Below are 12,919 nucleotides of genomic sequence, written 5' to 3'. Positions count from 1 at the left end.
CTGCCCATCGGCTGGTCGCGCGGCGATGTGAGGGCTCGGCGGGAGAAGTGTCTGTCTGATGCAGGTGTCGGCGGGGAGGCGTCGCGACCGTGCGCCGCACTGGTCCCGCGGGCCCGGACGGGGTACAACCGGAGCATGACCTCGCGCCCCCGCAACCTCACCTCCGACCCCGCCGCCGAGCACCTCGCCGAGCCCCGCACGTCGGAGGCCGAGCTGCGCGCCGCCGACGCGCGCTCCGGCGGCGACCCCCGGCGCGCGCCCCGCTCGCTGCGGGACAGCGAGCTCGTCCCCGACGACGAGGCGATCGCCGCCTCCGACGACTGGGACCAGGCCGAGCGCCTCTGACACGAGCACCGGCAGCACGAGGCCCCGGTCACCCTGCGGTGACCGGGGCCTCGGCGGTCCCTGGGGCGTCCTGGGGGGCGTCAGCGCGAGGCCGCACCCTTCGCCGCGGCGCCGGCCTGGCGCGCCGCCTCCTTCTCGCCGTGCGCGGCGTGCGTGGACAGCTCGCCGCCCGCGGACTCGAGGTGCGCCCGGACGAACCAGTGGAACAGCTCGAGCTCGTGCAGGTGCCCGACCAGCAGGTCGTTGGTGACGGTGTCGAGGTCCTCGGTCTCGTCGGCCGCGGCCCGGTGGTCCTCGATGACGCCGACGTAGACCTCGTCCAGCGCGCCGAGGTGGTCGATCGCACCGGCGCGACCGATGGAGTAGTCGTCCCAGGTGCGGTCCTGGACCAGGGCGCCCGGGGTCCCGATGGGCGCGACGCCGAGGGTGGCGATGCGCTCGGCGATGGCGTCGACCATCGCGCGCACGGCGTCGACCTGCGGGTCGATCATCTCGTGCACCGCGATGAAGTGCGGGCCCGTCACGTTCCAGTGGATGTGCTTGAGGGTCAGCGCCAGGTCGTTCAGGGCGTTGAGGCGCTTCTGCAGGACCGCGGCGACCTTTCCGCCGTCCTCGACGGAGAGCGTCGGGACGGTGTACTTCGGCGTTTCGGTGCGGCGAGCCATGTCGTGTCCTCCTCGTGAGTCTCGGCGTCCGACGACGCCGGCCGCACCCCACGCTGCCGCAACCCGCGCCCCGCCGCAATCGCTGGTCGCGGCGGCATCAGGCCTGGTCGAAGGGGTCACCCTCGGTCTCGAGCCGGTCCAGCACGTCGGCGGGCGACAGCTGCGTCAGCCCCGGCCCGATCTCGTCCCACCAGCGCGGCGCCGCGACCGCCGGCTCCTCGCGCCCGCGCAGCGAGTACGGCGTGATCGTCGTCTTCGCGGGGTGGTTCTGGCTCCAGTCGAGCAGCACCTTGCCGCCGCGGAGCTCCTTGCGCATGACCGCGACCACGAGGTCCGGCTGCGCGGCGGCGAGCTCGTGCGCGAGGTCGCGCGCGTACTGCCGGACCTCCATCGCGGTCCGCCGCCCGGTGAGCGGGGCGTAGAGCTGCATCCCCTTGCTGCCCGACGTCACCGGGACGGTCGACAGGCCGTCCTCGCGCAGCCGGTCGGCCACCAGGTGCGCGACGCGGGCGCACTCGTCCAGCCCCGCCGGCGCACCGGGGTCGAGGTCGATCACGAGCCGGTCCGGGTTCCGCACCCCGCCGCGCGGCCCGACGGTCCACTGCGGGGTGTGCAGCTCGATGGCGCCGGCGTTGGTCGCCCACACCAGCGACGCGACGTCGTCGAGGAACGGCAGGTCGAGCTCCTTGCCCTCGTCGTCCTCGTTGCCCGGGGCGGCGGGCAGGGTCTGCCGGCGCAGCCACGGCGGGGCGCCCCGCGGGGTGTTCTTCTCGAAGAAGGTCTCGCCGCCGACGCCCTCGGGGAACCGGATGCGGGTCACCGGCCGGTCGTGCAGCTGCGCGAGCAGGGCGGGCGCGACCCGGACGACGTAGTCGATCGCCTCGGCCTTGGTCATCCCGGTCGACGGGTAGAGCACCCGGTCCAGGTGCGTCAGCCGCACGTCCCGGCCGTCGATGCGCACGCGCTGGGGCGGCTCCCTCGGCGTGGTGGGCGGGGTCATCAGGCCTCCCAGGGGTCGACGCCGGCGTCCTCGCGCCGCCCGCGGATCACGGGCTGGCGCAGCCGTCCGGACGGCGTGCGGGTGAGGTAGCGGACGTCGAGCACGATCTCAGGCTCCACCCACACGGTGCCGCGGGTGTCGACCGGCTCCAGGCGGTCGGCGAACGGGGAGGTGGCGCGCTCCAGCGGCCGGAGCAGCGCGGTGAGCTCGCGTGCGGCGGCGCCGGCGAGGCCGCTGCCGGCCCGGCACAGGAAGTGCAGGTCGCCGTGCGCGTCGGGCGCACCGAGCAGCACCGCGCCGAGCCGCCCGCTGCCGGTGGTCTCCGGCCGCCAGCCGCCGACGACGGCCGTCCGGGTGGTGTGGTGCACCGCCTTGAGCCAGTCGGCCGAGCGCCGCCCCGCCTGGTAGGTCGACCGGGCCCGCTTCGCCACCACGCCCTCCAGGCCCTGCCCGCGGGTGGCCTCCCAGATCAGGCCCCCGTCGGCGTAGACGGGGGAGAGCTGCACGTGGGCGGGCAGCTCCAGCCCCTCCAGCGCGTCGCGCCGCTCGGTGAACGGCAGCCGCGAGAGGTCCTCGCCCGCCAGCACCGGGACGTCGAAGACCAGGTAGCTCACGGGGGACCGCGCCGCCAGCGCCGCGGCCCGCGTCCGGTCGCGCACGTGCATCCGCTCGGCGAGGGCCGGGAACGACGGGACGCCGTCCCGCATCGCCACCACCTCGCCGTCGAGCACCGTGCCGGCCGGCAGGTCCGCCAGCCCGCCGAGCTCGGGGTACGCGATCGCGGCGTCCCGGCCGTTGCGCCCGAGCAGCCGGAGGCGGTCTCCCGTGGTGTCTGCCAGGATGCGGACGCCGTCCCACTTGACCTCGAACAGCCACTCCGGGCCGTCGGGGAGGTGCCCCGGAACGGGCACAGGGGTGGCGAGCATGGGCAGCACGGGTCCATCCTGCCCAGAGCACGACGTTTCGTCGCGGGGGACGGCCCCGCCGGGAAGGTGGTAGCTGTGCGCGCGATCTGGAAGGGCGCCGTCGCGTTCGGGCTGGTCAACGTGCCGGTCAAGCTGTACGCCGCGACGGGCGAGCACGAGGTGCCGCTGCACCAGGTGCACAAGAAGGACGGCGGCCGCATCCGCTACAAGAAGTTCTGCAGCATCGAGGACGAGCCGGTCGAGTACTCCGAGATCGCCAAGGGGTACGAGACCGACGACGGCCGGCTGGTGGTGCTCACCGACGAGGACCTCGACCAGCTCCCGCTCGCCACGGAGCGCGAGATCGAGGTCATCGAGTTCGTGCCCGGGGACCAGGTGGACCCGATCCTGCTCGGCAAGACCTACTACCTGGAGCCGGACCGCACGGCCGCCAAGCCGTACGCGCTGCTGCGCGAGGCGCTGACCAGCACGGAGCGGATGGCCGTGGTCAAGGTCGCCCTGCGCCAGCGCGAGTCCATGGCGGTGCTGCGGGTGCGCGACGACGTGATCTGCCTGCAGACGCTGCTGTGGCCGGACGAGGTGCGCGAGGCCGACTTCCCGATCCTCGACCAGGACGTCACCGTGCGGCCCCAGGAGCTCGCGATGGCGTCGTCGCTGGTGGAGTCCCTCGCCGGCGACTTCGACCCGTCCGGGTTCGAGGACCGCTACCGCGCCGCGCTGGAGTCCGTGATCGAGGCGAAGGTGTCGACCGGCAGGACGCAGGAGGTCCCGCAGAAGGAGGACGACGGCGAGGCCGGGAAGAGCGGCGAGGTCGTGGACCTGCTGGCCGCCCTGCAGCGCAGCGTGGAGAAGGCGCGGGCCGGTCGCGGCGACGGCACGGACGACGCCGCCGAGTCCGCCGGCGCCGCGCCGGAGAAGCCCGCCGCGCGCCGGTCGTCCGGCCGGAAGAAGGCCGCGGCGGACGACGACGCGGACGAGGCGCCCGCCAAGAAGCCCGCCGCCCGCAGCGCCTCCCGCACGAAGAAGGCCGAGCCGGAGGAGGCGCCGGAGGAGAAGCCCGCGCGCCCCCGCCGCAAGCGGGCGTCCTGACGCGTGGCGGGCACGACCGGCGCCGACGCCGCCCGGGTGCAGTCCGACGTCGTCGCCGCGCTCCGGCGGGCCGCGTTCCTGCTGGAGCGCGGCGGGGCGACCTCCTACCGGGCGGACGCGTTCCGCGCGGCGGTCCGCACCCTGGAGCGCACCGCCGCGGCCGAGGTGCAGGCGCGCCTGGCCGCCGGGACGCTGACCGACCTGCCGGGCGTCGGGGCGCGGACCGCCGAGGTCGCGACCGCCGCGGCGCAGGGCGGGCCGGTCCCGTACCTGGTGGACCTGGAGCAGCGGTACCCCGCGGCGGAGGCGACCGGACCCGGCGCGGAGCTGCGCGCGGCGCTGCGCGGCGACCTGCACGCGCACAGCGATGCCAGTGACGGGTCGACGCCGATCCAGGAGATGGTGCTGGCCGCCATGGACCTGGGCCACGAGTACCTGGCGATCACCGACCACTCGCCGCGCCTGACCGTCGCGAACGGCCTGTCGCCGGCGCGGCTGCGGGCCCAGCTCGACCAGGTGGAGGCGCTGAACCGGGCGATCGCGCCGTTCCGGGTGCTGACCGGCATCGAGGTCGACGTCCTCGACGACGGCGCGCTGGACCAGGAGCCCGAGCTGCTGGACCGGCTCGACGTCGTCGTCGCCTCCGTGCACTCCAAGCTGCGGATGGACTCCGCGGCGATGACCCGCCGCATGCGCGCGGCCGTCGCGAACCCGCTGGTGGACGTGCTGGGGCACTGCACCGGCCGGCAGCTCACCGGCAGGCGGCAGCGCCCGGCCAGCGAGTTCGACGCCGAGGCCGTGTTCGCCGACTGCGCCGAGCACGGGGTCGCCGTCGAGGTGAACTGCCGGCCCGACCGGCTCGACCCGCCGCACGCGCTCCTGGACGTCGCGGTGGACGCCGGCTGCCTGTTCACGGTCGACACCGACGCGCACGCACCGGGTCAGCTCTCGTGGCAGGCGGTGGGCTGCGACCGCGCCGCCGCGCACGGCATCGGCCCCGACCGGGTGCTCGACGCGTGGCCGCTGGACCGCCTGCGCGAGCACCTCGACGGCCGCCGCACCGGTCGCTGAGCGGAGCCGGGCGGGCCACCCGCGGGACACACGGCCCGACACGCCGCCCGACACGCGGGGGTGTCGCGTTGCAGGAAGCGGCCCACCTGCCGTTATGGTCGTCCGCGTCGGTCCGCCGGATGCTGACGCCCCGAACCGGGGCCACGAGCGGCCCGCACGCCAAGTTCGATCCACAAGGAGCACATCCGTGAGCGTGAACCGCACCGAGCTCGTCCAGGCCATCGCCGCCAAGGCCGGGCTCACCAACACCGCTGCCGACGCGGCCCTCAAGGCCTTCCAGGAGGTCCTCGTCGAGCAGCTCAGCGCCGGCGAGAGCGTGACCATCCCGGGTCTGCTCGCGGTGTCCCGCGCCGACCGTGCCGCGCGCACCGGCATCAACCCCCAGACCGGCGAGAAGCTCGACATCCCCGCCGGCTTCCGCGTGAAGCTGACCGCCGGCAGCGCCCTCAAGCGCGCCGTCGCCAGCTGACGACGCACGCAGCACCGCGGGCCCCGCGCCCGTGACCCCCGCGAGCCGGGGACCCGCACCGGGTCCCCGGCTCGTGGCCTAAGATGGTCAGCCGCCCGCACCAGACCCTGGTGGGCGGGGCGAAGGGAGCACGCACGATGGCCGTCACGCAGCGCACCACCCGGCAGCGCACGGAGATCCTGTCCCTCCTCGACGACCTCGACGAGTTCCGCAGCGCCCAGCAGCTGCACGACATGCTGCGCGGCCGCGGCTCCACGACCGGCCTCGCGACGGTGTACCGGGCCGTGCAGACCCTGGCCGACGCCGGCGAGGTCGACGTGCTGCGCTCGCCCGACGGCGAGGCCGTGTACCGCCGCTGCGTCCGGCGCAGCCACCACCACCACCTCGTGTGCCGGTACTGCGGCAAGGCCGTCGAGATCGACGGGCCCGGCGCCGAGGCGTGGGCGACGCAGGTCGCGTCCGCGCACGACTTCTCCGACGTCGAGCACACGATCGAGCTGCTCGGCACCTGCGCGGAGTGCCGCGCCCTGCGCGCCGGCTGACGGGCGGACGGCCGGACGCCGCACCCCCCGGGCTGCGGCAGGATGGTCGGCGTGGACAGACTGCACGACCCCGACCGACGCGAGCTCGGCTCCGACAACTACGCCGGGGTGCACCCGGAGATCCTCGCGGCCCTGGCCGCGGCCAACGAGGGGCACGTCCCCGGGTACGGCGCCGACCCGTACAGCGCGCACCTGCAGGAGGTGCTGCGGGCGCACTTCGGGCCCGGCGCGACCGCGTACCCGGTGTTCAACGGCACCGGCGCGAACGTCCTCGCCCTGCAGACGATGCTCCCGCGGTGGGGGGCCGTCATCTGCGCGGAGACGGCGCACATCAACACGGACGAGAACGCGGCGCCCGAGCGCGTCGGCGGCCTCAAGCTGCTGACCGTCGCGACGCCCGACGGCAAGCTCACCCCGGAGCTCGTGGCCCGGCACGCGCACGGGTTCGGCGACCAGCACCGCGCCCAGCCCGGGGTCGTGTCGATCACGCAGGCCACGGAGCTCGGGACCGTCTACACCCCCGACGAGATCCGGGCGATCACCGAGCACGCGCACGCCCTCGGGATGCGGGTGCACCTCGACGGCTCCCGGCTGGTCAACGCCGCGGCGTCGCTCGACCTCCCGCTGCGCGCCCTCACCACCGACGTGGGCGTCGACGTCCTGTCGCTCGGCGGCACCAAGAACGGCGCGCTGTTCGGCGAGGCGGTCGTCGAGCTGACGCCCGGGTCGACCCCCGGCATCGAGTTCCAGCGCAAGGTCGACATGCAGCTGGCGTCGAAGATGCGCTTCGTGTCCGCGCAGCTGATCGCCCTGTTCGAGGGCGACCTGTGGCTGCGCTCGGCCCGGCACGCGAACACCATGGCGGCCCGGCTGCGCGCCGGCGTCGAGGGGGTGCCCGGGGTGCGGATCACCCAGCCGACCCAGGCGAACGCGGTGTTCGCCGCGCTGCCGGTGGGCGTCGCGGACGAGCTGCGCGCGGTGCGGCGGTTCTACGACTGGAACGCCGCCACCGGCGAGGTGCGCTGGATGTGCGCGTTCGACACCCGCGAGCAGGACGTGGACGACTTCGTCGCCGCGGTCCGCGCCGCGGTCGCCACCGCGGCCTGACCCCGCGGCCTGACCCCCGCCGCCGGAGACGGCACCGCCCCGCCGACCTCGAGGGTCGACGGGGCGGTGCGGTGCTCGCGGGGCGGTGTGCTCAGCGCGGCGTCGAGGTGTGCCGGGGGCGCGCGTCGCGACCGCCGTCACGGTAGCCGCCGTCGCGGCCGGCCGGGCGACCGGCCGAGTGGTGGCTCGTGCCGCTGTGCGGCGGCCGCGAGGCGCCGGTGCTCGGTCGCGGGGCCCGCGGGCCCTCGTCCACGCGGATGCGCAGCGGGCGGCCGGCGACGCGGGCGCGGCCGATCCGGTCGAACGCCTCGGTGGAGAGGCCGCCGGGGATCTCGACCAGGGAGAACGTCGAGAAGATGTCGATCTTCCCCAGGTCCTTGCCGGTGAGGCCGCCCTCGTTGGTGAGCGCACCGACGATCGCACCGGGCTGGGCCCCGTGCTGCTGGCCGACCGCCAGGCGGTACCGGGGGCCGGTGCCGCTGGTCCGGGCGGCGCTGCGACGCCCGTCACCGGCGGCGTCGCGGCCGCGCGGGGCGCCACCGCGCTCCGGGGTGAGGTGGGCGCGGGACAGCGCGTCGTCCAGGTCGTCGCCCTCGGTCGGACGGGGCGCGGGGCCCTCGTCGCCGACCGCCAGCGCCGCGAGGACGGCCACCAGCTCGGCGGTGTCCACCTCGGGGTGCGCGGCGAGGAACTCCGCGGCAGCCGTGCGGTACAGGTCCAGGCGGCCGAGCGCGCTGCGGGCCGGCACGCGGCCGAGCAGCTGCGTCACCCGGTGCGCGGAGACGTCCGCGGGGGAGGGGATCTGGATCTGCTCGAGCTGCTGGCGCGTGGTGCGCTCGATCGCGCGAAGCTTGCCCTGCTCGTTCGGCGTGACGAAGGTCAGCGCCTCGCCCGTGCGGCCGGCGCGGCCGGTGCGGCCGATGCGGTGCACGTACGCCTCGGGCTCGCCCGGGACGTCGAAGTTCACGACCAGGCCGATGCGGTCGATGTCGAGGCCGCGGGCCGCGACGTCGGTGGCGACCAGCACGTTGATCGCGCCGGAGCGGACCCGCTCGACGATCTTCTCGCGGTCGCCCTGGGCCACGTCGCCGGAGATGTAGGCGGCCGCGACGCCGCGCTCGACGAGCGAGACGGCGACGTCCTCGGCGGCGCTGCGGGTCCGGACGAACACGATGGCGGCGTCGGCGTCCGAGACGGCGAGCACGCGGGCCAGCGCGCCGGCCTTGTGGCGGAACGGCACGACGGCGTAGGTCTGCTTGACGCTCGTGACGGTCGACGACTGCCGGGACACGGTGATCTCCACCGGGTCCACGAGGTGCTGCGCCGCGACCCGGCGGATCGCGGGCGGCATGGTCGCGGAGAACAGGGCGACCTGCTTGCCCGCGGGCGTGGCGGACGCGATGCGGTCCACGTCGTCCACGAAGCCCATGCGGAGCATCTCGTCGGCCTCGTCGAGCGCGAGGAACCGCACGGAGTCGAGCTTGAGGCTGCCGCGGTCCAGGTGGTCGATGATGCGGCCGGGGGTGCCGACGATCACCTGGGCGCCGCCGCGGATCGCGCGCTGCTGCGGCAGGTAGGGGGAGCCGCCGTACACGGGCACGACCTCGAGGCCGGGCATCCGCGAGGCGAACGACTCGAGCGCCTCGGCCACCTGCATGGCGAGCTCGCGGGTCGGCGCCAGGACGATCGCCTGGACCTCGCGCAGCTCCGGGTCGACCGCGGCGAGCAGCGGCAGGCCGAACGCGGCGGTCTTGCCGGTGCCGGTCTGCGCGACACCGGTGATGTCGCGGCCGGCGAGCAGCGCCGGGATCGCCTCGGCCTGGATCGCGGTCGGGGTGGTGAAGCCGAGCCCCAGGACGGCCTCGCGCAGCGGGGCGGGGAGGTCCAGGTCCGCGAACGTGAGCCCGGCGGGCTCGATCGGCTGGGTGGTCTCGGGCATGGCGGGGTCGAGCACAGACGTCATCGGGTCAGCACCGTTTCGTGTCGCTGGGAGGAGCTGCTGGCCGACCGGTCCGGTCGGCTACGCGGTCGCACTCCCACACCCACACATCACGAGGCCGCACCGCATCACGAAGAAGGGGGGTGGGGCCTCGGCACGCACATCACGGGACACTGCGACGAACTCCGAAGTGGTCCCAGCCTACCGCCCGGTCGGCCCGGACGCAGGGGAGGCACGCGGTGACGTCGGGCACAACGCCGCCCGGGGGCACGCGCCGCGCTCAGCCGAGGCCGAGCCGTCGGCCCTCGATCGCTGGGCAGGCGTCCATCACGACCTCCAGCCCCGCGGCGGTCGCCCGCGCGGCGGCCGCCTCGTCCACCACGCCGAGCTGGAGCCACACGGCCCGCGCGCCGGACGCGACGGCCTGGTCGACGACGTCACCGGCCAGCGTGGAGTTGACGAACACGTCGACGACGTCGGGCGGGCCGTCCAGGTCGGCCAGGCGCCGCACCCCGGCCGCGCCGTGCACGGTCTCCGCCCGCGGGTGCACCGGGACGATCCCGTGGCCCAGCTGCTGGAGGTACGCCGACACGCCGTACGCGGCGCGTGCCCGGTTCGTCGACAGCCCCACCACGGCCCACGTCCCGGGCGTGGTGAGCAGGCGGCGGATCACGGCGGGGTCGTTGACGTGGGCCATGGGGTCAGCGAAGCACAGCGGGCCGCCGGGCGCCCGCAGCCCCTGGGGGCGGGGTGGGTGACGGCTGCGAGGTGACTGCGTGGGTGCCTGAGTGGGTGCCTGCGTGGTGGCCCGAGGGTGGGACCCGGGTGCGTAGGATGGGGCGTTGATCAGGACTGACGAGGTGGGAGAGCCGTGGCGGAGCAGGACGTGGTGACCGACCGCGTCCTCACCGTGCCGAACGTGATCAGCCTGGTGCGGCTGCTGATGGTCCCGGTGTTCGCGGTGCTGATCGCGCAGGGGCACGACGGCTGGGCCCTCGGGGTCCTCGCGGTGTCCGGTGCGAGCGACTGGCTCGACGGCGTCCTCGCCCGGCGGCTGGGGCAGGTCTCGCGGCTCGGGCAGGTGCTCGACCCCGCGGCGGACCGGCTGTTCATCCTCGTGACGCTCCTCGGCCTGGCCGCGCGCGGCGTCGTGCCGTGGTGGCTCGTCGCGGTGCTGCTCACCCGCGAGGTCATGCTGCTCGTCATGCTCATGGTGCTCGCCCGGCACGGCTACGGCCCCCTCCAGGTGCACCTCGCGGGCAAGGCCGGCACCTTCGCCCTGCTGTACGCGTTCCCGCTGCTGCTGCTCGCGCACTGGGGCGGGATCACGGGTGCCACCGCGTCGGTCCTCGGCTGGGCGTGCGCGTGGTGGGGCGTGGCCCTCTACTGGTTCGCCGGCGCGCTGTACGTGCGCCAGGCCTGGACGCTGCTCGGCCGCCGCGGCGACGCGGACGCGGGCGAGCCCCGCACGGTGGCCGTGTGAGCGCACGCGGCGCCGGCCGCCCCGCCCGGGACCCCGCCAGGTCGCCGGGCGGCCCCGCCGTGTGGCGACGCCCGGACGCCTCGATGTCGCTGCTGACCGAGGTCACCACCCACCCGCTCGACCCCGAGTACGCCGACGCCGCGGCACGGCGTGCCCGGGCCGGCCGCACCCGTCGCCGCGGCGGGGCGGGCACCGCGGCCGTCGCCGTCCTGGCCGTCGCCCTGGGCGCGGCGACCACGTGGTCCGTCGTCGCCCTGCGCGCCCCGCAGCCGTCCGCCCTGGCCGCCCGCGAGGTGCTGGCCGGGCAGATCGCGGAGCGCACCGCCGAGCTCGACGAGCTGCGGGAGCGCAGCGCCACCCTGGCCGAGGAGAACGCCGCGATGCAGGAGGCGGCCCTGTCGGCCGCGGACTCGCCGCTGCTCGACCAGCTCGCCCGGGACTCCGTGCTGTCCGGCGCGTCCGCGGTCGTCGGGGACGGGCTGAGCATCACCCTGGAGGACGCCGAGCAGGTGGACGGCGAGGACGACCCCGACTCGCGCGTGCGCGACTCCGACCTGCAGATCGTCGTCAACGGGCTGTGGGCCTCCGGCGCGGAGGCGGTCGCCGTCAACGGCCAGCGGCTCGGCCCCACGACCGCCATCCGCACCGCGGGCGACGCGATCCTGGTCGACGTGGTGCCCCTGGTCGGGCCGTACACGATCCGGGCGGTCGGCGACCCGCAGGACATGCAGACGCGGATGACCCGGACGTCCGGCGGCCAGCTGCTCGCGGTCCTGCAGTCCACGTACGGCATCCGCACGCAGGTGTCGGCGCAGCGCGACATGGAGCTCCCGGCCGCCTCCACGGTGACCCTGCGCTCGGCGGAGCTGCCCGACGGGGTGCCCGTGGTGCCCGAGACGCGGGGCGCGGGGGAGACCGGCCTCGCCGCGCCGTCGGGCACACTGTCCTCCGGGACGGCGCCGCGCGCCGCCCCCGCACCCGGGTCCGCCGGGCAGGACGACAGCGAGGGGGACCTGTGATCGCGGTGATCGGGCTGGTGGTCGGCGTCATCGCCGGCCTCGTGCTGGAGCCGACCGTGCCGGCGGCGCTGCAGCCGTACCTGCCGATCGCGGTGGTCGCCGCGCTCGACGCGCTGTTCGGCGGCCTGCGGGCGGTGCTGGACGGGCTGTTCGACGACCGGGTGTTCCTCGTGTCGTTCCTGTCGAACGTCGTGGTCGCGGCCCTCATCGTGTTCCTCGGCGACCAGCTCGGCGTCGGCTCCCAGCTGTCCACCGGCGTGGTGGTCGTGCTGGGCATCCGGATCTTCTCGAACGTCGCCGCGATCCGACGGCACCTGTTCAAGGCGTGACGGACATGAGCAGCCCGAGCGAGCCCGAGCCCCGGGACGACGCCGCCGCACCGGCGCAGCCCGCCGCGCCGACGCCGGTCGTCGGCTGGCGCGCGCTCGCCGGCGCGCTGCGGCCCCGCGCGACGCGCGCGCAGGTGCTCACCGGCGTGCTGTGCGTGCTGCTCGGCTTCGCGATCGCCGTGCAGGTGCGGCAGACCGACACGACCACCCTGTCGACGATGCGCGAGACCGAGCTGGTGTCCCTGCTCGACCAGACCACCCGCCAGGCCGACGAGCTGCAGGACCAGGTGTCCGAGCTCGAGCGGACCCACCAGGAGCTGCAGTCCGGCTCGACCAGCCGCGAGGCGGCGCTGGAGGCTGCGACCCGGAGCGCCGCCGCGCAGGGCATCCTGTCCGGCCGCCTGCCCGCCGAGGGCCCGGGCGTCACGGTGACGATCGGCGACCCGGGCGGGTCGGTCTCCGCGCTCACGCTGCTGAACCTGCTCGAGGAGCTCCGCAACGCCGGTGCCGAGGCCGTGCAGCTGAACGACCAGCGCCTGACGGCCTCCAGCTACGTGCTCGGCACGGACGCCGGGATCGAGGTGGACGGCTCGGTGGTGTCGCCGCCGTACCGCTGGGTGGCCATCGGGGACCCCGACACGATCGCGACGGCGCTGGCGATCCCCGGCGGCGCGCTCGCCAAGGTGCAGATCGACGGCGGGACGTCCTCGGTGCAGACGCAGGACCGGGTCGAGGTCACCGCGACGCGCGCGGTGCCGGAGCCGGAGCACGCCACGCCGCGGACCGCCGACGACGGCTGACGGGCGGCCGATCGGGGCCGACGACCGCTGGGGCGGACCCGCCACCCGGCCGGCGGACTGTGCTCGGAGCGCCCGGGCGCATAGGCTGTCCGGGACCCCGGTGCAGGTCGGGGCCGGTGCGCACAGCAGGTCTGG

At 75.5% G+C, this 12,919-nt stretch carries 15 protein-coding genes; 10 read left to right on the top strand and 5 right to left on the bottom strand.

What is annotated here, in order from left to right; genetic code table 11:
* Positions 1-135: 135 nt before the first annotated feature.
* Complete coding sequence (locus KJP73_RS07155) at positions 136-345, top strand: hypothetical protein (protein ID WP_213282108.1); 210 nt, start codon at positions 136-138, stop codon at positions 343-345.
* An 80-nt stretch (positions 346-425) separates the two neighbouring features.
* Here KJP73_RS07155 and KJP73_RS07150 read toward each other — a convergent pair whose 3' ends face one another.
* The 3 genes from KJP73_RS07150 to KJP73_RS07140 form a co-directional block, all read right to left on the bottom strand.
* A complete protein-coding gene (locus KJP73_RS07150) occupies positions 426-1,010 on the bottom strand; it encodes a Dps family protein (protein ID WP_213282107.1) in 585 nt (194 codons plus the stop codon).
* Positions 1,011-1,107: 97 nt separating this feature from the next.
* Complete coding sequence (gene ligD / locus KJP73_RS07145) at positions 1,108-2,010, bottom strand: non-homologous end-joining DNA ligase (protein ID WP_213282106.1); 903 nt, start codon at positions 2,008-2,010, stop codon at positions 1,108-1,110.
* Positions 2,010-2,936, bottom strand: coding sequence for a DNA ligase (locus tag KJP73_RS07140; protein WP_249669185.1), 927 nt, complete (start codon positions 2,934-2,936; stop codon positions 2,010-2,012). The genes ligD and KJP73_RS07140 overlap by 1 nt, the downstream gene beginning before the upstream one ends.
* Positions 2,937-3,011: 75 nt before the next feature.
* On the opposite strand from KJP73_RS07140, the gene KJP73_RS07135 reads away from it, so the two are divergent.
* From KJP73_RS07135 to KJP73_RS07115, 5 genes are all read left to right on the top strand, one after another.
* A complete protein-coding gene (locus KJP73_RS07135) occupies positions 3,012-4,025 on the top strand; it encodes a Ku protein (RefSeq protein ID WP_213282104.1) in 1,014 nt (337 codons plus the stop codon).
* Positions 4,026-4,028: 3 nt separating this feature from the next.
* Positions 4,029-5,096: a PHP domain-containing protein gene (locus tag KJP73_RS07130; RefSeq protein ID WP_249669179.1), complete on the top strand. Its 1,068-nt coding sequence runs from the start codon at positions 4,029-4,031 to the stop codon at positions 5,094-5,096.
* Between the two features lie 187 nt (positions 5,097-5,283).
* Positions 5,284-5,565 carry an HU family DNA-binding protein gene (locus KJP73_RS07125; protein ID WP_179686257.1) on the top strand — a complete coding sequence of 94 codons (282 nt, stop codon included), beginning with the start codon at positions 5,284-5,286 and terminating at the stop codon, positions 5,563-5,565.
* A gap of 137 nt (positions 5,566-5,702) precedes the next feature.
* Entirely contained in the window at positions 5,703-6,107 is a 405-nt protein-coding gene (locus KJP73_RS07120) for a Fur family transcriptional regulator (RefSeq protein ID WP_213282103.1), read from the top strand.
* Between the two features lie 42 nt (positions 6,108-6,149).
* The gene (locus tag KJP73_RS07115) at positions 6,150-7,214 is read left to right on the top strand and encodes a threonine aldolase family protein (RefSeq protein WP_213282102.1); all 1,065 of its coding nucleotides are present in this window, start codon (positions 6,150-6,152) and stop codon (positions 7,212-7,214) included.
* A 91-nt stretch (positions 7,215-7,305) separates the two neighbouring features.
* Here the strand turns inward: KJP73_RS07115 and KJP73_RS07110 are convergent, their stop codons facing one another.
* Positions 7,306-9,153: a DEAD/DEAH box helicase gene (locus KJP73_RS07110; RefSeq protein WP_433995155.1), complete on the bottom strand. Its 1,848-nt coding sequence runs from the start codon at positions 9,151-9,153 to the stop codon at positions 7,306-7,308.
* Between the two features lie 280 nt (positions 9,154-9,433).
* On the bottom strand, positions 9,434-9,850 hold the full coding sequence (locus KJP73_RS07105; RefSeq protein WP_213282100.1) for a CoA-binding protein: 417 nt from the start codon (positions 9,848-9,850) through the stop codon (positions 9,434-9,436).
* A 174-nt stretch (positions 9,851-10,024) separates the two neighbouring features.
* Here KJP73_RS07105 and KJP73_RS07100 point away from each other — a divergent pair, with 174 nt between their 5' ends.
* From KJP73_RS07100 to KJP73_RS07085, 4 genes are read left to right on the top strand one after another with little or no spacing between them, the layout of a single operon-like run.
* Positions 10,025-10,636, top strand: a complete 612-nt coding sequence (locus KJP73_RS07100; RefSeq protein ID WP_213282099.1) for a CDP-alcohol phosphatidyltransferase family protein — start codon at positions 10,025-10,027, stop codon at positions 10,634-10,636.
* On the top strand, positions 10,633-11,655 hold the full coding sequence (locus KJP73_RS07095) for a DUF881 domain-containing protein (RefSeq protein WP_249669178.1): 1,023 nt from the start codon (positions 10,633-10,635) through the stop codon (positions 11,653-11,655). The genes KJP73_RS07100 and KJP73_RS07095 overlap by 4 nt, the downstream gene beginning before the upstream one ends.
* A complete protein-coding gene (locus KJP73_RS07090; protein WP_213282098.1) occupies positions 11,652-11,984 on the top strand; it encodes a small basic family protein in 333 nt (110 codons plus the stop codon). Before KJP73_RS07095 ends, KJP73_RS07090 begins: the two co-directional genes overlap by 4 nt.
* A gap of 5 nt (positions 11,985-11,989) precedes the next feature.
* Complete coding sequence (locus KJP73_RS07085) at positions 11,990-12,784, top strand: DUF881 domain-containing protein (protein ID WP_213282097.1); 795 nt, start codon at positions 11,990-11,992, stop codon at positions 12,782-12,784.
* Positions 12,785-12,919: the final 135 nt, after the last annotated feature.

This window comes from Cellulomonas hominis, assembly GCF_901521055.1.
GTDB classification, from domain to species: domain Bacteria; phylum Actinomycetota; class Actinomycetes; order Actinomycetales; family Cellulomonadaceae; genus Cellulomonas; species Cellulomonas endometrii.
Note: the sequence above shows the minus strand (reverse complement) of the source record. Positions and strands in the feature narration are given on the sequence as shown.

What these genes read in the sequence shown, in the direction of transcription:
- KJP73_RS07155 (WP_213282108.1), top strand. Translation starts at nt 136, where the DNA reads ATGACCTCGCGCCCCCGCAACCTCACCTCCGACCCCGCCGCCGAGCAC.
- KJP73_RS07150 (WP_213282107.1), bottom strand. Translation starts at nt 1,010, where the DNA reads ATGGCTCGCCGCACCGAAACGCCGAAGTACACCGTCCCGACGCTCTCC.
- ligD (WP_213282106.1), bottom strand. Translation starts at nt 2,010, where the DNA reads ATGACCCCGCCCACCACGCCGAGGGAGCCGCCCCAGCGCGTGCGCATC.
- KJP73_RS07140 (WP_249669185.1), bottom strand. Translation starts at nt 2,936, where the DNA reads ATGCTCGCCACCCCTGTGCCCGTTCCGGGGCACCTCCCCGACGGCCCG.
- KJP73_RS07120 (WP_213282103.1), top strand. Translation starts at nt 5,703, where the DNA reads ATGGCCGTCACGCAGCGCACCACCCGGCAGCGCACGGAGATCCTGTCC.
- KJP73_RS07115 (WP_213282102.1), top strand. Translation starts at nt 6,150, where the DNA reads ATGGTCGGCGTGGACAGACTGCACGACCCCGACCGACGCGAGCTCGGC.
- KJP73_RS07110 (WP_433995155.1), bottom strand. Translation starts at nt 9,153, where the DNA reads ATGCCCGAGACCACCCAGCCGATCGAGCCCGCCGGGCTCACGTTCGCG.
- KJP73_RS07105 (WP_213282100.1), bottom strand. Translation starts at nt 9,850, where the DNA reads ATGGCCCACGTCAACGACCCCGCCGTGATCCGCCGCCTGCTCACCACG.
- KJP73_RS07085 (WP_213282097.1), top strand. Translation starts at nt 11,990, where the DNA reads ATGAGCAGCCCGAGCGAGCCCGAGCCCCGGGACGACGCCGCCGCACCG.